Annotated in this window: 18 protein-coding genes; 10 read left to right on the plus strand and 8 right to left on the minus strand. The window is 52.2% G+C overall.

The genetic code is table 11. From position 1 onward, the window contains the following. The first annotated feature begins 2 nt into the window (after window positions 1-2). The 6 genes from Q8W32_RS12850 to Q8W32_RS12875 all read left to right on the plus strand — a co-directional run bounded on the left by Q8W32_RS12850 (window position 3) and on the right by Q8W32_RS12875 (window position 4,901). Window positions 3-1,571 (plus strand): DHA2 family efflux MFS transporter permease subunit, encoded by a 1,569-nt coding sequence (locus Q8W32_RS12850; RefSeq protein WP_303432430.1) that lies wholly within the window; start codon window positions 3-5, stop codon window positions 1,569-1,571. Between the two features lie 300 nt (window positions 1,572-1,871). Next, window positions 1,872-2,150 (plus strand): 30S ribosomal protein S16, encoded by a 279-nt coding sequence (rpsP, locus tag Q8W32_RS12855; RefSeq protein WP_303432428.1) that lies wholly within the window; start codon window positions 1,872-1,874, stop codon window positions 2,148-2,150. Window positions 2,151-2,174: 24 nt separating this feature from the next. After that, a complete protein-coding gene (gene rimM / locus Q8W32_RS12860; protein WP_303432427.1) occupies window positions 2,175-2,699 on the plus strand; it encodes a ribosome maturation factor RimM in 525 nt (174 codons plus the stop codon). Between the two features lie 40 nt (window positions 2,700-2,739). Beyond that, window positions 2,740-3,519: a tRNA (guanosine(37)-N1)-methyltransferase TrmD gene (gene trmD / locus Q8W32_RS12865; RefSeq protein ID WP_303432425.1), complete on the plus strand. Its 780-nt coding sequence runs from the start codon at window positions 2,740-2,742 to the stop codon at window positions 3,517-3,519. 10 nt (window positions 3,520-3,529) lie between these two features. Further along, window positions 3,530-3,883: a 50S ribosomal protein L19 gene (rplS, locus tag Q8W32_RS12870; RefSeq protein WP_303432423.1), complete on the plus strand. Its 354-nt coding sequence runs from the start codon at window positions 3,530-3,532 to the stop codon at window positions 3,881-3,883. Between the two features lie 148 nt (window positions 3,884-4,031). Beyond that, window positions 4,032-4,901, plus strand: coding sequence for a DsbC family protein (locus Q8W32_RS12875; RefSeq protein WP_303432421.1), 870 nt, complete (start codon window positions 4,032-4,034; stop codon window positions 4,899-4,901). 1,123 nt (window positions 4,902-6,024) lie between these two features. Here Q8W32_RS12875 and truC read toward each other — a convergent pair. Further along, the gene (truC, locus tag Q8W32_RS12880) at window positions 6,025-6,795 is read right to left on the minus strand and encodes a tRNA pseudouridine(65) synthase TruC (protein ID WP_305415234.1); all 771 of its coding nucleotides are present in this window, start codon (window positions 6,793-6,795) and stop codon (window positions 6,025-6,027) included. Window positions 6,796-7,062: 267 nt separating this feature from the next. Here truC and Q8W32_RS12885 point away from each other — a divergent pair, with 267 nt between their 5' ends. Continuing rightward, the gene (locus tag Q8W32_RS12885; RefSeq protein WP_305415235.1) at window positions 7,063-8,658 is read left to right on the plus strand and encodes a cation:proton antiporter family protein; all 1,596 of its coding nucleotides are present in this window, start codon (window positions 7,063-7,065) and stop codon (window positions 8,656-8,658) included. Here Q8W32_RS12885 and Q8W32_RS12890 read toward each other — a convergent pair. Together Q8W32_RS12890 and Q8W32_RS12895 are read right to left on the minus strand one after the other, a co-directional pair. After that, window positions 8,610-9,188 (minus strand): TIGR00730 family Rossman fold protein, encoded by a 579-nt coding sequence (locus Q8W32_RS12890; protein ID WP_305415236.1) that lies wholly within the window; start codon window positions 9,186-9,188, stop codon window positions 8,610-8,612. The two genes, Q8W32_RS12885 and Q8W32_RS12890, sit on opposite strands and share 49 nt — an antisense overlap. 161 nt (window positions 9,189-9,349) lie before the next feature. Continuing rightward, a complete protein-coding gene (locus tag Q8W32_RS12895; protein WP_305415237.1) occupies window positions 9,350-10,729 on the minus strand; it encodes a PhoH family protein in 1,380 nt (459 codons plus the stop codon). A gap of 652 nt (window positions 10,730-11,381) precedes the next feature. On the opposite strand from Q8W32_RS12895, the gene trxB reads away from it, so the two are divergent. Both trxB and Q8W32_RS12905 read left to right on the plus strand, forming a co-directional pair. After that, the gene (gene trxB, locus Q8W32_RS12900) at window positions 11,382-12,344 is read left to right on the plus strand and encodes a thioredoxin-disulfide reductase (RefSeq protein WP_303432412.1); all 963 of its coding nucleotides are present in this window, start codon (window positions 11,382-11,384) and stop codon (window positions 12,342-12,344) included. 289 nt (window positions 12,345-12,633) lie between these two features. Continuing rightward, window positions 12,634-15,753: an EAL domain-containing protein gene (locus Q8W32_RS12905; RefSeq protein ID WP_305415238.1), complete on the plus strand. Its 3,120-nt coding sequence runs from the start codon at window positions 12,634-12,636 to the stop codon at window positions 15,751-15,753. A 216-nt stretch (window positions 15,754-15,969) separates the two neighbouring features. Here the strand turns inward: Q8W32_RS12905 and Q8W32_RS12910 are convergent, their stop codons facing one another. The 5 genes from Q8W32_RS12910 to Q8W32_RS12930 form a co-directional block, all read right to left on the minus strand. After that, entirely contained in the window at window positions 15,970-16,842 is an 873-nt protein-coding gene (locus Q8W32_RS12910) for an energy transducer TonB (protein WP_305415239.1), read from the minus strand. Beyond that, window positions 16,839-17,261, minus strand: a complete 423-nt coding sequence (locus Q8W32_RS12915; RefSeq protein ID WP_303432405.1) for a biopolymer transporter ExbD — start codon at window positions 17,259-17,261, stop codon at window positions 16,839-16,841. The genes Q8W32_RS12910 and Q8W32_RS12915 overlap by 4 nt, the downstream gene beginning before the upstream one ends. A gap of 6 nt (window positions 17,262-17,267) precedes the next feature. Further along, window positions 17,268-17,720 carry a biopolymer transporter ExbD gene (locus Q8W32_RS12920; RefSeq protein WP_303432404.1) on the minus strand — a complete coding sequence of 151 codons (453 nt, stop codon included), beginning with the start codon at window positions 17,718-17,720 and terminating at the stop codon, window positions 17,268-17,270. After that, on the minus strand, window positions 17,717-18,397 hold the full coding sequence (locus Q8W32_RS12925; RefSeq protein ID WP_303432402.1) for a MotA/TolQ/ExbB proton channel family protein: 681 nt from the start codon (window positions 18,395-18,397) through the stop codon (window positions 17,717-17,719). Before Q8W32_RS12925 ends, Q8W32_RS12920 begins: the two co-directional genes overlap by 4 nt. Window positions 18,398-18,701: 304 nt before the next feature. After that, a complete protein-coding gene (locus Q8W32_RS12930; RefSeq protein WP_305415241.1) occupies window positions 18,702-19,388 on the minus strand; it encodes a hypothetical protein in 687 nt (228 codons plus the stop codon). Between the two features lie 171 nt (window positions 19,389-19,559). Between Q8W32_RS12930 and Q8W32_RS12935 the strand changes: the two genes are divergently transcribed. Further along, window positions 19,560-21,071, plus strand: coding sequence for a PLP-dependent aminotransferase family protein (locus tag Q8W32_RS12935; protein ID WP_305415242.1), 1,512 nt, complete (start codon window positions 19,560-19,562; stop codon window positions 21,069-21,071). Window positions 21,072-21,216 lie beyond the last annotated feature (145 nt).

Genomic DNA, 21,216 nt, shown 5'->3' on the forward strand with positions numbered 1-21,216 from the left:
GTGTGACTGAGCGTTTTCCGCGCTACTGGTTAGCGATTGCTGGTGCCCTGTTGGGTGCCTTTATGGCCATTCTCGATATTCAGATCACCAATTCTTCGTTGAAAGATATTCAGGCGGCGTTGGGTGCCACTCTGGAGGAATCCTCCTGGATTGCGACCTCGTACCTGGTGGCTGAAATGATCGCTATCCCATTGACCGGCTTTTTTGCCGCCTGGCTGTCGCCGCGGCGTTATCTGGTGTGGAACAGTGCGGCGTTTGTGGCGGCCTCGCTGGCCTGTTCGCTGGCCTGGAACCTCGAGAGCATGATTGTATTCCGGGCGTTGCAGGGATTTACCGGCGGCGCGCTGATTCCGATGGCGTTTAACCTGATTGTGACCTTGCTGCCGCTGGACAAACGCCCGGTCGGGATGGCGCTGTTTGGTGTCACAGCAACCTTCGCTCCCAGTATTGGCCCGACACTGGGAGGCTGGTTAACAGAAACATTCAGCTGGCATTATCTCTTTTACCTCAATGTCATACCCGGGGCCGCTGTGATCACCCTGCTGACCATGGGGCTGGAGAAACGCAAGGTTGATGACACCCAGCTAGCCCGGATAGATGTACTGGGCATGGTCACCATGGCGCTGGGATTGGGGTGTTTGCAGCTGGTATTGGAAGAAGGCGCCAAGGATGACTGGTTTGAGGCTGAGTACATTCGCTGGTTAGCGCTGGTGTCATCGTTATCGCTGGTACTGTTTGTACGACACCAGTTACGGGTGCCGTTTCCATTGGTGAATCTGCGCCTGTTTGCCAACAAGGATTTCAGTCTGGCCTGTGTGGCGTATCTGATGCTGGGATTCGGGCTGTTTGGTTCCGTGTATCTGGTGCCTTTGTATCTGGCGTCATTACATGATTACACTGCGTTGGATATTGGCCTGGTACTGATGTGGGTTGGCTTTCCACAATTGCCGTTTTTTCCGTTGATCCCCAGAATTCTCAAGTTTGTGCAGGCCCGTTTTTTGGTAGCGATCGGGTTTGTGGTCATGGGGATGAGCCTGTTTATGAATATGCATATGAGCATGGACTATGATGGCAGTTATCTGATTCCGGCGTTATTGCTGCGGGCGTTAGGGCAGCCGTTTATCATGGTGCCGCTGTCATTAATGTCGGCAGCGGCATTACCGCCGCAGGATGTTGCTTCGGCGTCGACGTTGTTTAACGTGATGCGTAACCTGGGTGGAGCGATAGGTATTGCTGGCCTGGCAACCCTGTTGCAAAAACGCACTGACCTGCATGGTGCGGAAATTCGCGAGACGCTGGTGGCCAATAGCCAATCGACGCTGGATTATCTGGCACTGCTGGGGCAGCAAATGGGGCTGCCAGCACAGGCGCCGCAAGTATTGTCTCAGGTCGCAACCGAGGTGCAACAGCAGGCCTCGGTGATGTCTTACAACGAGGCATTTGCGGTGTTGGGGGTGTCGATGCTGGTGGCTGCCGTGGCCTCTGTGATGGTCAAGCCATCGAAGCCACTCAAGGCGAAAAGCACCGATACCACCCCGGATCATTCTGCCGCCGACAAGGCCAGCACCTGAAGCGCTGTTGGGCTTTGGTCTGGCGGGAGTGTGTCCGGGCAAGTGCCGGCAAACTGTCGTTTACTTCCTGATCTATCCAGCATACAATCTGCGCCCCTTTTAATAGGCCTTTTTCGCCTGTATCCGGATTGAGATGAATCGCCTCCGGGCGATAACAGCATGATTGGCAAGCGGGAAAGATGTTGAACGGCGGGCGATTCCAAAACCCGCCACCCGGAATATCCGGTAGTGTGACTCTGTTTTTCAGACCAACGCTGACTGGGATTCCGCTTGATAAAACGATCGGAGTAGATCTTTTTTATGGTAGTTATTCGTCTGGCCCGTGGTGGCTCAAAAAAACGTCCTTTTTATCACATCAACGTAGCGGATTCGCGTTGTCCTCGCGACGGTCGCTTTATCGAGCGTATGGGTTTCTTTAACCCGGTTGCTCGTGGCTCCGAAGAAGGCCTGCGTATCGATCTGGAACGTGTTGATTTCTGGCTGGCTCGTGGTGCTCAGCCTACCGAGCGTGTTGCCAAACTGCTCAAAGATGCACGTAAAGCCCAGCCTGCTGCTCCTGCAGCTGACGCTGAAGCTTAATTCGTGCCAGCTGAGGGAGCGTCGGTGACTGACCAGGAAATTACCGTTCTGGGCAAGATCTCGACTGCATTTGGCATCAAGGGATGGGTCAAGGTGTATTCCTTTACCGATCCGGTGAGCAACATTCTGGACTACCCGATCTGGCTATTGAGTATCAATGGTGAGTGGCGGACGTTTGAAGTGGAAGCAAGCCAAACCCAAAGCAAAGGGATTGTGGTAAAACTGAAAGGTATAGCAGACCGCGATGCGGCGCTGGCGCTGTCTCAAACCGAGATTGCCGTTTATACCTCGCAATTACCCGAACCCGACGACGATGAATTTTATTGGTTCCAGCTGGAAGATCTGAAGGTAGAGAATACCCAGGGTCAGCTGCTGGGCAAGGTAAAAGAGCTGTTTGATTCTGGTGGTGGTAACCAGGTAATGAAACTGACGAGCTGCGAAGGCAGTATCGATCAGCAACAACGCCTGATCCCCTACGTAGATACCATCGTTCTGGATGTCGACCTTGAAAGCAAGGTGATCCAGGTCGAATGGGAAGCAGATTACTGACCAGTGCTGTTTTGACAGCACCGGTATAGAGGCCCACACGATGTGGTTTGGCGTTGTTTCCCTGTTTCCGGATATGTTCAATTCGCTCACCGATTATGGTGTCAGCGGACGGGCAGTGAAGCAGGGACAGATTGCTGTCGAGCGTTGGAATCCCCGTGATTTTGCGTACGACAACTACCAGACCGTCGATGATCGTCCTTACGGTGGTGGCCCCGGCATGCTGATGAAAATCCAGCCGCTGCAGGATGCCATTGCCGCCGCTCGTGAAGCGGCAGATCAGCAACCAGGGAAACCGGCGCGAGTGATTTATCTGTCACCGCAAGGGCGCAAACTGGATCAGGCGGGGGTGCTGGAACTGGCACAACACGACAAGCTGATTCTGGTATCGGGACGATACGAAGGCATTGATGAACGTTTGATCGGGCAGGAAATCGACGAAGAGTGGTCGCTTGGCGACTTTGTACTCAGCGGCGGTGAACTGGCGGCAATGACATTGATGGATGCGGTGATTCGTTTGGTGCCGGGTGTACTTGGGCATGACTTGTCGGCCCAGCAGGACTCCTTTATGGAAGGCCTGCTCGACTGTCCCCATTATACTCGTCCGGAAGTGTACGACGGACAATCTGTCCCTGCGGTATTACTGAGTGGCAACCACGAGAAAATCCGCCTATGGCGGCTGAAACAGTCTCTTGGCAGAACCTGGGAGCGTCGACCGGATTTACTGGACACGCTGGAACTGAGTAACGAACAACATAGGTTATTGACAGAGTATCTGAGCGAACGAGTGAGTGAATCTGACACCAAATCGCCAGACTGTTAAGGAGCATACAATGAGCAACAAGAACCCAATCATTCAGCAGATTGAGAACGCCCAGCTGAAAGAATCCGTTCCTGAATTCGGCCCAGGTGATACTGTGGTTGTACAGGTTAAGGTAAAAGAAGGTACCCGTGAGCGTCTGCAGGCGTTTGAAGGTGTAGTGATTGGCAAGCGTAACCGCGGCCTGAACTCTGCTTTCACCGTCCGTAAAATCTCTCACGGTGTTGGCGTAGAACGTACTTTCCAGACTCACAGCCCACAGATTGACAGCATGGCTGTCAAACGTCGTGGTGATGTGCGTCAGGCGAAACTGTACTACCTGCGTGAACGTAGCGGTAAATCTGCACGTATCAAAGAGAAGGTATAACCTTCTTGTTTGGAAAGAACGGGCCTTGTGCCCGTTTTTTTATGGCTGTAAAACAGTATTGGCAAGATCGCTATGAATTGGTTGGAACCAATGACCCTCTCCGGCTTCAAAACCGAAATTTATTCCTGACAACAGGGTGTAGGACACAATGAAGAAATTATTGTTGTCGTTTTTGGTGGTTGGTCTGACCGCCTGTAACGATTCGGATGCAGCAGAACCGACTCAGGCTGCTGCCGCGGCAATCCGGACACTGGCAGAATCCCATTTACAACAGGTGTATGGGCCACAGGTAAAAGTGGAAGGTACCAGTCTGATTGCCAATAACCAGATCCTGGAAGTGATTCTGGAAGGTGGCCCGGCACTGTATATGACGCCGGATGCCAGCCATCTTATCTATCGTGATGAACTGATTGCCATTGATGGCCCACACGCGGTCAATGTGACGCAAGAGCGTATGAATCCGCGTCGTGCCGAAAGCATGGCAACCATTGCCGATACCGATACCGTCCTGTTCCCGGCCAAAGGCAAACAAAAAGCACTGATCAACGTTTTCACTGATATTGACTGCGGTTATTGCCAGAAGCTGCACAAGGAAATTCCGCGTATTAATGAACTGGGCATTACCGTGCGTTACCTGGCGTACCCTCGTTCCGGTATTCAGGATCCCAATACTGGCCAGCTGACCCAGTCATTCCAGAAAATTAACTACGTCTGGTGTCAGGATGATCGCAAGACAGCCATGACCGATATGAAAAATGCCCAGAGTGAACTGAACTCGCTGAGTCGGCAGTTGCGTGCAGGGGATGCTGCCGTGCAGAAGCGCGTAAATGAATTACAGCAGACACTGGTTGCCAATATGCAGGCGAGTACAGCATGTAATGAACCGATTGCAGAGCAGTACCTGATGGGTCGACAACTGGGTGTGAATGGCACCCCAGCCATTATTGTTGACGATGGCCGTCTGTTCCCTGGCTATATGCCAGCAGACCAACTGGCAGAAGCACTGGGCGTACTCTAGGCTCCTTGATACCCGGATCGATAGACGCTGTATTCTGCAGCGTTTGTTGTCCGGGTTTTTATTATCCCGCCAACAGTGAAGCCAATGTTGGCGGCGCATGTCTGCTTCACAATTCTTATAGCCGCTGCTTATATCCATGATATTTTTTACTGCTGAGGCTTGACTGTTACCGAATCAAAGCTTTGTCTGTGTCTGTGGGTAACATGTCTTTCTTGCTGGTTAAAAAATGAACAAATTAGCGGGACCGTTGCCCTGACTGGCTCTGCAGCGCTTTTAAAGATGATATTCACACAATTATCCACAGAAACTGTGGATGAAGTGGCAGTGGGCTAAATCGACAGCCTGATGACGTCAAGTGTATTTTCAAATAATTGGTACAGAATCAGCAGAGAATACCGTCGCTGTTCGCACTGGCTTGATGAATTACTCACATAGACCATCATGGTCGTCATGGACAGTTTTTGGATGCAGTACTTGACAAGCACTCGGAGTCGGTACCTAAGACCTTGAAAAGCAAGTATTTTTTATAAGCTGAAAAAGATGTGTCTTGATACTCCAAAAATGGCAGCTGTCAATTTCAAATTCCAGAAAATTATCCCCGTAATTATCCACAGACTTGTTCCCGGTTTTTGATTGGGTATTTTGAAATTAACCAAGGAATGACAGCTTGCAAGTCTTGACAGTGATTTTTTTTAAAAATGACACGTCAATATTTTCTAACAGGCGTTATTCACATAGTCATAAAACCGTCATTTCCATCATCGATAAAAGTCAACAAGTGTCTTCAAAAAAACCGATATATTGCTATCTTATTGAAATATAAGAGTTTTTGTTTTTGGTTCAAAACCGAACAATTTAAGGAAAAGCCAGTATTGGTGCGGCTTGCAGGTACTTTTAAAGAAATTGTCCTCAGATTTATCCACAGATTCTGTGGGTAACCGGTCGTCAAGGCAAATTATCGGTTATTTTTACCATTCAGGAAAAAAAATGGCCTGACAACACGCCTTCAAAGGTCATCGCCAGTGGATAATAGGCTTGATCTGAGGTTGTTTTCTGCAAGGCTGTGCACAACTTCTGATTCAGGCAAAAATGTGCACAACTTTGGGGAGTAGGATGCAGAATCTCAGACCGATGTCCGCTCCTTGTTATCCTCAGGTAAGGTTGCGGCGAGCAACTCCGGTAGCTGTGCTTGCCACTGGAAGCGCTGCACCAGTGACCACCAGACGTTATCCAGCGGAGCAGTAAACACCAGTGGCTGTTGTGTGACAGGGTGTGTCATATGGAGTTGCCAGGCGTGGAGCAACAAGCGTCCGGCATTGAGATGGTCACGAAAGTAGCGACTGTGACGCCCCTTGCCATAACGGGCATCACAAATAATAGGGTGGCTCAGATGTTTCAGGTGACGGCGAATCTGATGCTTGCGCCCGGTTTTCGGCATGGCTTCAACCAGTGAGTAACGGGATTGCGGATACTTGTCGATCTCGACATCCAGCTCGATGGTGGCCAATAAACGGAAGTCGGTAATGGCTTCTTGTGGTGGTTTTATTACTGGCTGTTTGGCGTATTTATCAATCGGCGGACTCATGGCGTAGTCGAGGTGTACATACTCGGGCATATAACCACGCACAATCGCCAGGTAGCGTTTATCGATCACACGTTCCCGCCATTGATCAGCAATTTGGCTGGCTATCTCACTGGAAAGTGCAAACACCAGAACCCCGGACGTTGGTTTGTCCAGCCGATGCACCGGATAAACCCGCTGACCTAGCTGGTTGCGCAGTAGCTGCAAGACAAAACGGGTTTCGTGGCGGTCAATATCACTGCGATGTACCAGCAAGCCACTGGGTTTGTTAATGGCCACCAAATGGTCATCAAGATAAAGAATATCGAGCAAAATAATCGTTTAACCTCTGGCATCGGATTAAGCAGGTGGGGTGGTGTTGGACTGTAGCGGAATCGGAATCGACCGGCTACTGGCGCCGAAAGCTGGCGCTGCGCCAGGTCAGTACACCATTTGTACCTGCTGGAATAGGGAACACCCCTGTTATTGTCAGACGATTTGGGGTTTTGCTGATGGCACGGTGGCGAAATAAAGTGCTTCGGCTGGTATTCTTGCCACTGGCAGCAGTTGTGCTTTGCTGGAGCATTTAAAGGAGCAAGAATGGATTTTGTCTGGATTCTGGTGGCATTTTTATGTGGCTTTGTCGTCAAGCAGGTAGGCATGCCACCATTGGTAGGGTATTTGTTGGCCGGGTTTGGGTTGAATGCCGTGGGTATGGAACCGGATTCGGTCTTGAACCGGCTAGCGGATCTGGGCATTACCCTGATGCTGTTTACCATTGGCCTGAAGCTGAACGTCAAGGCGTTGTTAAAAACCGAAGTATGGGCAACCAGTGTGCTGCATACCAGTCTCTGGACGTTATTGCTGGTTGGGGTGGTGTCTTTGCTGGGATGGCTGGGTATCAGCCATTATCTGGAAATCCCCTGGCAGACTCAGGCGTTGATCGGTTTTGCCCTGAGTTTTTCTTCGACCGTTTGTGTTATCAAGATGCTGGAAGAAGCCTCTGAGCTGAAGGCCCGCCATGGCAAGATTGTGGTCGGGATTCTGGTCATTCAGGATATTGTTGCGGTTATTTTCCTGGTGGCCTCAACTGGCAAGATTCCATCGATCATGGCGTTTGGTTTGCTGGGCTTATGGCTGCTGAAACCCATGCTGCATCGTCTGGTCAGCCGGGTTGGTCACGATGAGTTATTGCCTTTGCTGGGCTTCTTTCTGGCGTTGGGGGGATCGGAGCTGTTCTCGCTGGTGCATATGAAAGGTGATCTGGGGGCTTTGCTGATCGGTGTGCTGCTGGCTTCTCACAGCAAGTCGGTTGAAATCTACAAGGCATTGATGGGGTTCAAGGATCTATTCCTGATCGGGTTCTTTCTGTCGATCGGCTTTACTGCCTTGCCAACCCTAGATATGGCCTTGCCGGTGCTGCTGTTAACCTCATTGTTGATCGTGAAGTTCGGTCTGTTTTTTGTCTTGATGCTGAAATTCAAGATTTCAGGACGGACGTCATATCTGAGTGCTCTGGCGTTAACCAACTTCAGCGAGTTCGGACTGATTGTGGCGCACCTGAGCGTGGACAATGGCTGGTTGAGTAACGACTGGCTGGTGATTCTGGCGGTTTCCATGTCGCTATCGTTTGTACTCAGTACTGCCGTGTATCGCCGCGCCCACCATATTTATGCGCGGCGCAAGGAACAGATCAACCGTTATGAGCGCCCGGGAGCGCACTCAACCTACGAAACGCCGGTACAGGCCGAGGTGCTTATTCTGGGCATGGGTCGGGTTGGCAAGGGTGCTTACCGTGCGATGGAAGCTGAGTATGGCAACCGTATCTGTGGGGTGGAGTCTGACCCTGAACGTATCGCCTATCTGAAAAGTAAAGGCCTGAACGTGGTGGTCGGAGATGCGGACGATATGGAGTTCTGGGAAAGTATTGGCGCTGCTCGTAACGATATCCGTCTGGTGATGATGGCGTTACCGGCACAACTGGAAATGAAGAGCACGCTGGAGATGCTGCGCCTGTCCGGTTATACCGGCAAGATTTCTGCCGTGGCCCGTTACGACGATGAATGCCAGGAACTGATCGACCTGGGAGTGGATGTCGTCTTTAACTACTATCTGGAAGTCGGTGCCGGTTTTGCGGCAGAAAGCCGTCATTTACTGGAAGAACCCGCTCCCGAGCCGGAACCCGCCAACGCATAGTGCTCAAGCTGTTGCAGCAAGAGGGCTGGTTCGCTGGCCCGCAACAGTTCTCCGCTTTGATGGGCAAATCCTTGCTGGCGAATATGCGTCAGCAAGTCAAAAAACGGCTGCCAGAACTGGTCAACATCAAAACAGGCACAAGGCTTGTTGTGATCACCGATGTTGGCCCAACACCAGACTTCGACCAATTCATCCAGGGTGCCGATACCACCGGGTAAAGCCACAAAGGCATCGGCCAGGTCGGCCATCAGTGCCTTGCGTTCATGCATGCTGTGTACGTGGTGTATTTGTGTCAGACCGGTGTGGATTCTTTCCTGTTGCCCGAGTACCCCAGGCATAACACCAATCACTTCCCCACCGGCTGCCAGCGCCGCATTGGCGACTATTCCCATCAGCCCTGATTGACTGCCACCATAGACAATGCCAATGCCTTGCTGGGCGAGAAAAGTGGCTAATGTTGTTGCGGCAGCGGCATAGGCCGGGTCATTCCCCAGGCGGGAACCACAATAAATAGCAACACGTTTGATCATCTTGATATCCGGTAAAAAAATTCGGCTACAGCATACGTTTCTGACGCTGGCTGTCATCTGCTTATCGCTAGGCAGCGGCCATCGACAGTCTGAAAAAACCGTTTGGTACATGCGGGCTTATCAGCCCGCTGTCCTGCTGTATATGACGGTGGAAAGCCCCATCAGAGATGGGTTTCTGCATATTCCGCCAGAGGCGAACGCGGCGACCCTTGCAGATGAATGGTACCGCCCTGGTCAAAGGCCTTGAAGCGCTCTATCAGATAGGTCAAGCCAGAACTGACAGGGGTCAGGTATGGCGTGTCGATCTGGGCGAGATTACCCAGACAGACCACCTTGCTGCCGGAACCTGCGCGGGTAATGATGGTTTTCATTTGGTGAGGGGTCAGGTTCTGGCATTCATCGATCAGGATCAGGCTGTGCTGGAAGCTGCGGCCACGAATATAATTCAGCGATTTAAACTGCAACGGCACTTTTTGCAAAATATAATCGACGCTGCTGGTGGCGTGCTCATCTTCGTAATGCAGGGCTTCAAGGTTATCGGTGATGGCGCCGAGCCATGGCTCCATTTTTTCCGCCTCGGTGCCGGGCAAATAACCAATATCCTCGTCCAGACCTCGGGTGCTGCGGGTGGCGATAATCCGGCGAAACTGCTGGGTGGCGACGGTCATTTCAATGGCGGCGGCCAGTGCCAGAATGGTTTTGCCGGAACCGGCCTGACCACTGAGCGTTACCAGCGAGACCGACGGATCGAGCAACAGATGTAATGCCAGCGCCTGGGGCAGGTCCCGTGGACGCAGTCCCCAGGCTACCTGAGACATCAGTTGCTCCACCGGCAAGTCGTGCAATACCGCCATGTCGTTGTCCAGATCCACCACCTTGCCGACAAAGCCGCTTTCATCAAGGATAAAATGATTGAGATACAGTTCGTCAGGCAAATGGCCTCGCGGAATACGGTGGAAAGTCCCGGTGGCATCATGGAAGCTGTTGACCTGGGTCTGGCTGTCCCAGAATGAATCGGCATAGGTGTGGTAGCCGGTTTCCAGCAGCGACACATCCGACAGCATCTGGTCGTTCTGATAGTCCTGTGCACCGATACCACAGCCCCGTGCCTTGAGGCGCATATTGATGTCTTTGGTGATCAGAATAATGTCGCGGTGGGGAGATTTTTCCTGCAGAGCGATCAGGCCATTGATGATTTTGTTGTCGTTCATCTCCCGGGATAAGGGCGCGTGACGGCTATCAAAGGTATCCAGCAGAATGGAAAACGAACCGAGTGACTTGCCATCGGCCCGCTTTATCGGTACTCCTTTGGCAATCTCGGTCGGGCTGGCTTTGCCAATAATACGATCAATTTGTCGTATCGCTTCCCGGCAATCGGTGGCGATGGCAGCTTTGCCCATTTTCAGCTTGTCGAGTTCTTCCAGTACCGTCATGGGAATAACGACCTGGTGTTCTTCAAATTGATGAATGGCACTGGGGTCGTGAATCAGCACGTTGGTATCCAGAACATACAGCTTGGTAGCAGTTTTGCGCGCGGCCATAAAAACACTCTCCTGGTTTCAGGTTCAGAGAAGCAAGCGGTGAGTCTGTGGTGATGCGTTCCGGGGATTGGCCGGATGGACAAGGTGACGTGGCAGATGACGTCGGAGGTAATGGATAAGTGGTCGGGGTAGCGAATGCAGCCGTATCATCAACACCGGCTGGCAGGGAAAACAAACAGTACGATTCCTGATGGTGATACGGAGCCGCAGATATAGACAGGTCGACTGGCAATGTGTCCCTCCCTCTGTGAGTAGTGCAATTACTATGGCCTTTGCTGTTGATCTTGCCAAGCCCCGGAAGCCAAATCTGTGGATCATGGCCACCTTGTCACTTTGGCTGATCAGGCGTTACCGGGGCAGCTGATGGCAGGAAAATAGCGCAAGTGAAACGCATCAAGGCTGGTCGAGGCCATAACCGTTAATGGTTACGGGCAAGGTTTGGGGGCGGGAAAAATATTTGATTGAGAAAAGCGCCCTGTAATTGGCAAATACTATTGAACCGCCGCCTTGGCAACCGATAAGCTTGCCCCCATTACCAAGTACCAAGTACCAAGTACCAAGTACCAAGTACCAAGTACCAAGTGTCTGTATTCCGATTTATCGCCGGACGATGTAGACATCGTCGGCGGGTTTCCCTTCTGGAGATTTTTGTATGAGCTCGTCACGCCACGTAAAACTGTTAATCCTAGGTTCTGGCCCTGCTGGTTATACCGCCGCGGTATATGCTGCGCGCGCCAATCTGAACCCGGTAATGATTACCGGCATGCAAATGGGAGGGCAGCTGACCACCACCACTGAGGTTGATAACTGGCCGGGTGATACTGCCGGAGTGCAAGGGCCGGAGCTGATGGAGCGCATGAAAGCCCATGCCGAGCGTTTTGATACCGAAATTGTTTTTGACCAGATTCACACGGTCAAACTGGATCAACGTCCGTTTGTACTGCAGGGTGATAGCGGTGAATACACATGTGATGCTCTGATTATCGCCACCGGTGCCAGCGCCCGTTACCTTGGTCTGGAAAGCGAAGAAGCCTTCAAGGGCAAGGGTGTATCGGCTTGTGCCACCTGCGACGGATTTTTCTATCGCAAAAAACCGGTAGCGGTGATTGGTGGTGGTAATACTGCTGTTGAGGAAGCCTTGTACCTTGCCAATATCGCCTCTGAGGTCATTGTTGTTCACCGTCGTGACAGCTTCAGCTCAGAAAAAATCCTCGCCGACAAGCTGCTCGACAAAGCCGCTAACGGCAATGTCACCATTCACTGGAACAGCGAGCTGGATGAAGTCCTGGGTGATGATATGGGCGTCACCGGTATGCGTATCAAACATCGTGATACCGATGCAAAGACCGATATTGCCCTGGATGGTATCTTTATTGCCATTGGCCATTCACCCAACACCGGTATTTTTGAAGGCCAGCTGGATATGGAAGGCGGCTACCTGAAAGTTCAGACTGGCAGCCATGGTAATGCCACTCAAACCAGCGTAGAGGGCGTGTTTGCCGCCGGTGATGTATCGGATCACATTTATCGCCAAGCCATTACCTCTGCTGGGACCGGCTGCATGGCGGCACTGGATGCCGAACGTTATCTGGATAATCTGGCCAGCGCCAAGTAAAACGATCAACCCGTTCTGTGATTTGGCCAGTGAGGCCAATATCCCGAACGGGTGCCATTTTCTGCCAACGGGTACTGCTTCCAGTAATTATTACTATTCTTTATTGGTAGCTGCGTTGATAAACTCTAAAAGCGAACAGTCGGTAGCGGAGCATGGCCGCTGAGAAATATTGTAGCCCCTGACTGATTGATTATATTCTGTACATTTCCTATGCGAACGTTATACAGTTGTTGTACGGAAATATAATAATATGTCTGCACACGCGTGGACGTTCAGGGAGTAAAAGCAGATGGTCCGTAAACATGTTTTTCTGTCGCTGCTACTGGTTTCCGTGGTGACGGCTGTCACCGGATGGGGGATTACCTCCATCTGGAACGAGCGGATTGTTTACGACAAGCAACGCCATGAAGAACGGCAGGTGCAGCTGGTCAGTTCACAGCTGTCCGGATATATGGCCAACACCGGCGATTTGTTACGTTCTCTGGCCCAGGAGCCAGCCCTGAAGGCCGCCTTGGCGCAAGAGGATGCCAACACCCGGATGTCAGACATTCTGTTTGGCGTCGCCAACCGACACATCTCTTATTATCAGGCCCGATGGATAGATGAAAAGGGTATTGAACGGGTGCGCCTGCAGCGCTTTGGCCGCAGTATCCAGCATGTTCCCACCGCCAAGTTGCAAGACAAATCAAATCGTTACTACTTCCAGGATGCCATCAAGGTATCGGCTGGCAGTGTGTATTTTTCCCCTATCGATCTGAACGTGGAGTACGGCGAAGTCGAACGGCCGTTCCGGCCCATGATCCGGGCCGCCATTCGGGTATTTGATAGCACAGGCAAAGATCGTGGCATTGTGATCATTAATGACAGCCTGACCCCGATGTTTGAATGGTTGGAACACAGTACCGCCCACAACTCATTGTTAATGGCCAATCGTAACGGCGACTGGCTAAAAGGTTTCAACCCCCAGGATGAATGGGGCTTTATGTTTGGCAACCCCAAACGCATCCGGGACAGTTCGGAGGCCGCCTGGCGCGCCATGGAGCAGCAAGTATCCGGTACCCTGGTGGAGCCTGAAGGTATCTGGATTTGGGATGTCGCCGATATCGGTGAGCGGCAATGGGGTGATTCGGACGCGATGGATTATCGCCATGCCCCCAAACTGATATTGGTCAGTTTTATTTCCAGTGAAGAGCAGGCACAACTGGTCAGTAACGAGAGCCTCTATGTCTGGATTGGATGTATCTCGGTCGGGATAGTGATCTGGGATCTGTTGCTGGCCTTTATGTATTTTCGTCATCGCCATGCCAATGTCGCTCTGCAGCTACAGGAGTCGGAGCGCCTGCGTGATATGTCAGCCGATCTCACCCACGCACGTGCCCAGGCACAGAATCTGGTTAATGGTAATGTCAACGGCATCCTGATTGTGGATGGTAACGGCCTGATTCTGATGACCAACCCGGCTCTGGATGAGCTGTTTGGATACCATAAAGGGGAGCTGCTTGGTCAACCGATGGAGATCCTGGCACCGGACAACGAGATGCTGTTTTATCCGGACCCATACACGGCGGATATCGGCCAGTCCGGGCGTCGAACAATGGCCAAGAACAAGCATATCCACGGCAAGCATCGTGATGGCCATCTGATTGACGTGGAGATCAGCCTTAGCCCGGTAGAGTCTGATGATGGCATCCGGGTATCCGCGACGGTAGTCGACATCACTGATCGTCTGGAAAAGGAAAAACGGCTGCGTCACTACGCCAGTGCTTTCCGGGAAGCGGGAGAAGCCATGGTAATCACCGATGCCCACTGGAAAGTGGAACACGTCAATAGCATGTTTACCCGCTTGTGCGGGCTGTCGGAAGAGAAGGTTACCGGTGCCACCCCGGATATCTTTTTACTGGAGCGAATGGAGCCTGGCGGCCTGTCATTACAGCAATACGTCGAAGATGCCGATCATTGGGGAGGAGAGTGGCAAGCCTTGACCTTGTCGGGAGCGCTGTGTCCGGTCCGCTTGTCGATCAGCAGTGTGCGTGATATCAGAGGGCGTCGAAGCCATTATGTATTTTCTTTTGCTGATATCAGCGAAATTCGTGATGCCTATGTCCAGCTGGAACATCAAGCCTACCATGATGCCCTGACCGGCTTGCCCAATCGGGTGATGTTGCAGGAATCGATCGATGCCGCCATCAGCCGCGCCAAACGGCACCGGGAAAAATTTGCCCTGCTGTTTATTGATCTCGACAATTTCAAATACATCAATGATGGCCTGGGGCACCGGGCCGGTGATCAATTACTGAAGCAAGTCGCGGATGCCTTGAAAGAAGAGTTACGGGGTGAAGACGTGGTGGCTCGCCTGGGTGGCGATGAATTTGTTGTGTTGCTGGAAGGTATTGGTCAGGCCGATGCCGCCCGGGCAGTATTGAGCAAGCTGACCCGACGTTTGTCGTCGGCTTTTGTGATCGAAAATGATTCCGTGCGAGTGACTGCCAGCATCGGTATCTGTATTTATCCGGATGATGGCTGTGATGCGGCAACACTGTTGCGCAAGAGTGATATGGCCATGTATCAAGCCAAGGAGTCTGGCAAAAACCGTTGTTTCTTCTTTAACGAAGATACCGATTCGATGTCGCGGGATATTCTGAAAACCGAATATCAGTTGCATCGGGCTATCCAGGAAAACGAGCTGAAGCTTGTCTATCAGCCGCAGGTGGATACCAGAACGGGTCAACTGCAGGGCGTAGAAGCGCTGGTACGCTGGCAGCATCCTGAGCGCGGTGAAATCTCACCGGAAGAATTTTTACCCGTCGCCGAAAAAATGGGCCTGATGGCCGAGCTGGAAAACTGGGTTGTGCGCACCGCCAGCCAACAAGCCATGGACTGGAACAACTCCGGGGTTATTTACGGCAAGATGGCCATCAACCTGTCTGGTGGTTTTCTCAAACGCCCGGAATTTGCGACCGACGTTATGGCCATGATCGAAGAAAGCGGCTGTACCGCGAGTAATATCGAGCTGGAAATCACCGAAGGATTTATCCTGCACGGCGCTACCCAGGTGATTCGGCAGCTGCACCGGTTGAAAGAAAACGGCTATAGCCTGGCGATGGATGATTTTGGTACGGGTTATTCCTCGTTGTCGTATTTGCGCAAGCTTCCTATTGATAAGCTCAAGATCGACAAGCAGTTTATCAAGGATATTGTGGATGATGATGGCAGCCAGAAAATTGTATCTGCCGTGATCGCGATGGCCAAAAGCCTTGGTATGACCGTAACTGCCGAAGGTGTAGAAACCCGAATGCAGGCGGAAATCCTGCGCTTCAAGGAGTGCGATCAGTTGCAGGGGTTCTTGTTTGAACGCCCCATGCCCGCCAAAGAGCTCGAACGCTTGCATCCGCCAACTGGCACCGGATAAGCATAACGGATATGAAACCGGGCCAACGGACATGGACAGAGCCGGTTTTAAAGATTCAATAAGCAAGGACGGAGCCGATTAACGACACGGACAGAGCCGGTTTTAAAGATTCAATCAACAGGGATGGAGCCAGACCAATAGACACAGAAGGTGGTATTGGTCACGGCAAGCAATGATTCAAACGGACGCAACCGTCCGTTATTCTGAATCCGATCATTACCGGTAGGAGTTAATCAGCGAATAGTCGACTGGAATTACCAGCGGCAAGGTGCTTCTTTCCGGGTAAAAATCATCCGGGATGCCGGGTAATGGATTTGCTCGCGACAGCATTGCCAAAGCGGCCTTATCCAGGGCTGGATAACCTGACGACTCATAAATTCCAGAGCTGATTACCTGACCGTTACGATCGATCGTAAACTGCAACTTGACGACACCTTCCTGTTTCCGCCTTTTGGCAACCTTGGGATATTTCTGGAAACGGTTAAGCCAACGCTGAATACTGGCAATATAGTTTTGTGCCTGGCCTGGTGTGCCCCCGGCATGCTGTTGGTTGGAGTGGCCGGTTGCTTCTGCTGACGTGGTATCCGAGTTATTTTCCTTATTCTGCGAGTGTGCTGCTGCAGAAGGTGGCTGAGTGCTCGGCTCTGATTCGGTTTCTTCTTGCTCGGCTTCCTGTTCCGGTACTTCTTCCTGCTCCGGTTCAACTTCTGGCTCTGGTTCCGGCTCGACTTCCGGTTCCGGTGTCAGCTCTTCCTGAGGTGCGACCTTGAACGTCGGAACCTCAGGTTCCGGCGCAGGTTCTGGCACCTTGATCACTTCTGGTTTCGGCTTGGGTTTTGGCTTCGGCTTGGGTTTTGGCTTCGGAGGTACTACCGGTTCTGGTTCTGGTTCTGGTTGCACCAGCCGTTCTGTGGCATTGGCGTAGCTGCCCAGCATACCCATATTGACATCGATACCGGATTCACCGCTCGACATGGCGTCGCCTTCGGCAACGGCCGGCGTGTAAAACAGCAACATATAAACAGCCGAGGCATGCAAAGTAGCGGCGACGGTTAATGCGCCCAGCCAGTGTTTTCGCGTCAGACTCATGAGTTTCCTTCCGGTGCTTCAGCGTACAGGCGTACCGACTGGAATGAGTACTGGCGCAGCACCGCCATCGCTTGCTCCAGGGAGGCAGCTGTCGCTCGTTGATCGGCAAAAATCCCGACCGATATGGCGGCATGATCACTCAGAGCCTGTAGTCGGGTCGCCAGCTCTTCTGGTGTGCAAGGCGTACCATCCAGAGTCAAGGTTCCTTGTTGCGCCACTTCAAGCCGCATCTCTGAGTGGGCATCTTCTTCGTTCAGCAAGGCTTTGGGCAGTATCAGGTCGGCATTAGGCATGGCTTTGATTTGCCCGGCGACCATAAAAAAAATCAGCAATAAAAACACAATATTGATTAATGGAATCATATTGTCATCGCTATTTCGTGCCTTGCGGGCAGGAAGCAGAGTTGTATTTTGTAGCATGGGGCCTTACTCCGGAGGCAGGTCTGAGTGACTGCTGGCAGCTGCCGCGTCGGTTTCATCGCCAGGTAATGTTTGCCCGAGTGTGACCGCAGGCAGATCCAGAGCGGACAAGGTGGTCATCACTTCTACAATACGCTGTACCTGAATATCAGCCTCTGGCAGCACAACCAGGCTGTTGCTGTGGTTCACCTGCTCCAGTGCTTGCTCCAGCGCGGTAAAGCGGGTGGGCTTGTCTTGCGCCAGCGTAACGGCACCATCCTGATGAAGTACCAGTAACTGGGGGAGTTCTTCCGTTTCGGCCGGTTCGCTACTGGCTGACTGTGATGCCAGTGGCATCGTCAGCCACTGGGTAAAACTGGATGTCAGCATAAAAAACATCAGCAGAATAAACACCACATCAATCAGCGCAGTCAGGCTGATGGGGCGAGCCCGGCGTGGCGTGATGGCCAGACTGCTCATGCGCGTTGGGCCGCCAGTTCATAAGAAGCCGGTGCGGTATCGGCATCCAGCTTCTGGGTGGCATGCAAGAAGAACAGACGGTCGATCACATCTTGCAGTTCACCGGTTTGCAGCTCTGATTTACGTTCCAGCGCGCTGTGGATCATGGAGACCGGAATCGCAACGGCCAAACCGCCAGCAGTGGTGAGCAGGGCCTGCCAGATACCACCAGACAGGACGGCAGGATCAACCTTGGAGCCGGCCGCTTCCATAGCCTGAAACGCTTCGATCATGCCCAGTACCGTACCAAACAGGCCGAGCAGCGGTGCGATATTGGCGATCACTTCCAAAGGCCGCAGGCCTTGTGTCAGCTTGCCGACTTCAATTCGGGCCAGACGCAGGGTTTCTTCACGCAGTGCCGCTTCAGGTAATGAGGGGGTTTTTCTCAGCTCAAGAAATTTGCCAATCAGCGCCAGACTGGGGGCCGGGTGATTGCGGGTCGCCAGCAAGGCCTGTGACTGCTCTCCGTTGGCCAGGTGGTTCAGCGCCTCATTAACCCGACTCTTGGAGCCTGAGCGGTGACGGAAAAATTGCCATAATTTGGCCAGAATCAGCGTGCTGGCCACAAAAGAAAGCACCAGCAAAATAGCATTGACTGGCCCTCCTAATGAATGAATAAAAGTCTGCAGTTGATCCATGATTACAATTCCTGAAGGTGTTTACATCTTTATGCTAATATTAATGATAATGACTATCAAATGTTTTTGGCTTTTATGTTGGGATTTTCGAATGGTTCTGTGACTAAAGGATTGATGTGAATCAAAAACGGTAAAGATCAAAAAACAGACAGCAGAGGATCCCGTCATGTTGATAACCAAGTGGCCAAAGACGGGGACACAGAGGAATTGCAGGGAGGAGTTGCAGAAAGGAGTACAGAGAGAGGGGACAGGAGCCAACCAGAGAGATATGAGTGGGCAGCAGCATTGGCTGCTGCCCGGCCGGTTATGAACGATATACCGGCTTGTCGGTCCTGAGCAGCACGGCCCAGAACCACCAGTAGCCTGCTCCCAGCACCACCACTCCGAACAGTCCGGCGGGAGATGCCATCAGAGGCAGTGACGATGCCAACGGCTGCTCCAACGCCTGGCTCAGGCATAATGCTGACAAGGGTAAGCACAACAGCATATTCCAGGCAATCAGAGTGGCTGGGCGATCAAACAACAGCAGCTGTGAACACAGGGTATACAGAACACTGCCCGCCAGAATAACCAGTAACAGCCAACCAAAGGTGACGCTGGTTATCAGCTGGAGCAGTAATACCGGCAGCAACCAGCCCAGTAATATGGAAGTCAGTCCCAGCCATGGCCAGTTGGCCGCTGCCGGTAATGGCAGTCGTAGTAACAGCACCTGCAACAGCGCCAGAGTACCCAGCAAGGTACTGGCCCCCAAAGCCACTGATTCTGCCGACAACAGGGTCAGAGCCAATCGGACACCCACCCACATCATGCCCGCGGCTGCCACCAGAGTTACGTATTGGATCGCTTTGGGATGTACGCCAATATGGCCTGCTACTACAGATCGAGCAGACAGCTTCCAGGACACGGAAGGCAACAAGAGCGATTCGGAACGATGTGACAAGAACAGAGCCATAAACACCTCGGCAGAGTGGGTGAAGAACCTGCTCATCATGCCGTAGTCTGGTAGGGAGGATTAGCGTCACAACGGTAATGAACAACCAGTACAGATAACCTGTACAGTTAACTGAACTGGTCAATTGAGAGTGAACTGTACTGGTCGTTAACTCGACAGTACCGCTATGCTGGTTGTGATTGATGCGGCAACACAACATCAGGAGTCGATATGCTCGAACGCACCTTGGACAAGCCTCTTTATCAGCAGCTGGCCGATGCCCTCAGTAACGATATTCGCAGCGGGATATATCCGGTGGGACACAAGGTGCCCAGTGTGCGCAAGATGAGTGGTTTGCGGGGTGTCAGTATATCCACCGTGAGCCAGGCTTATGGCTGGCTGGAAGACCAGGGCTGGTTATTGGCCCGTCCCCAGTCCGGTTATTATGTCCGCTCCAGCCATGCTGGCATGGATCAGGCCAATGTGATCCGGATGCCGGTCTCATCGCCAGAAGCAATACCATCGGCCGTGACCAAGTCGGAGCTGATCAGTGATGTACTGGATCAACTGAATCACCCCGGCCGGATTAATCTGGGTGCTACTATTCCGCACGCTTCACTGATGCCTCAGCGCCAGTTGCAGCAACATATTCAAAAAGTCAGCCGTTACCAGTTAAGCGAGGTATTGGCCTACCAGTTTTCACCTGGTCATATTGGCCTGCGCCAACAATTGGCGATTCGGATGCGGGATGCCAGTGTCTTCTGCGACGCCGATGACATCGTGATCAGCCATGGCTGTGTGGATGCACTGACACTGTGTTTGCGAGCCAGCACGCACCCAGGGGATCTGATTGCGGTCGAGTCCCCTTGTTATTACGGCTTTTTACAGCTGGCAGAACTGCTGGGCCTCAAAGTACTGGAAATCCCCACCGACCCGGCTACCGGCGTCAGCCTGGAAGCACTGGAACTGGCATTGAGCCAATGGCCAATCAAGCTGCTCTTGCTCACCGCACGGTTCTCCAATCCACATGGTGCGGTGATGCCTGTGGCACGACAAAAACAGCTGGTGGCGATGGCGCGTCGCTATGATATCGATTTGCTGGAAGACGATATTTACGGCGAACTGTCTCACCTCACACAATCCGCCAGTCACAAACATGGTAGTGGTCAGGTTACTGCCATCACCGGCCTGGACGGTGCCTGTACTGCCCTCAAGGCCTGGGATACCGATGGCCGGGTAATGTACTGCTCTTCGTTTTCAAAAACCTTGTCGGCAGGGCTGAGAATCGGCTGGTGTATACCGGGCCGTCATTTTGATGGCGTTGTCAGACAACAGATATTCACTACTTTTTCTGCGTGTAGCCTCTCACAAGAGACGATCCACTCTTACTTGCAACAAGGACACTACGACCGGCATCTACGGAAATTACGGCAAACCATCAGCAGCAACCGGGTGCGGTTCCAGAATGCGCTACAGCAGTTTTTTCCACCCCAGACCCTGATCTCCCAGCCGCTGGGAGGTTATTGCCTTTGGATACAGCTACCTGATGGCGTTTCGTCCGGGTTGTTGTTTCACCTTGCTCGTGAACAGTCCATCAGCATTGTGCCCGGTAGCCTGTTTTCCAACAGTGAGCGGTTTGAACAATACCTGCGTCTGAATATTGCCCGGCCATGGGACGATACCGTTATTCAGGCTCTCGAAACCCTGGGACGGCTGGTGACCCAGCTGATGCAAAAGGTATAAAACCGCAGGCCGGTTGGCGGGAGTACCAACCGGGTTGTCCTGCGCGGAGAAACAAACCGGTAATGGTTTACAAAAACCATCGATAATGGCTTGGGATGTTGTCTTAACACTTGTACAAAAAACGCTAATTCCTTTACATTATTTA

The sequence above is a fragment of the Oceanobacter sp. 3_MG-2023 genome (assembly GCF_030688925.1).
Taxonomy (GTDB): domain Bacteria; phylum Pseudomonadota; class Gammaproteobacteria; order Pseudomonadales; family Oceanobacteraceae; genus Oceanobacter.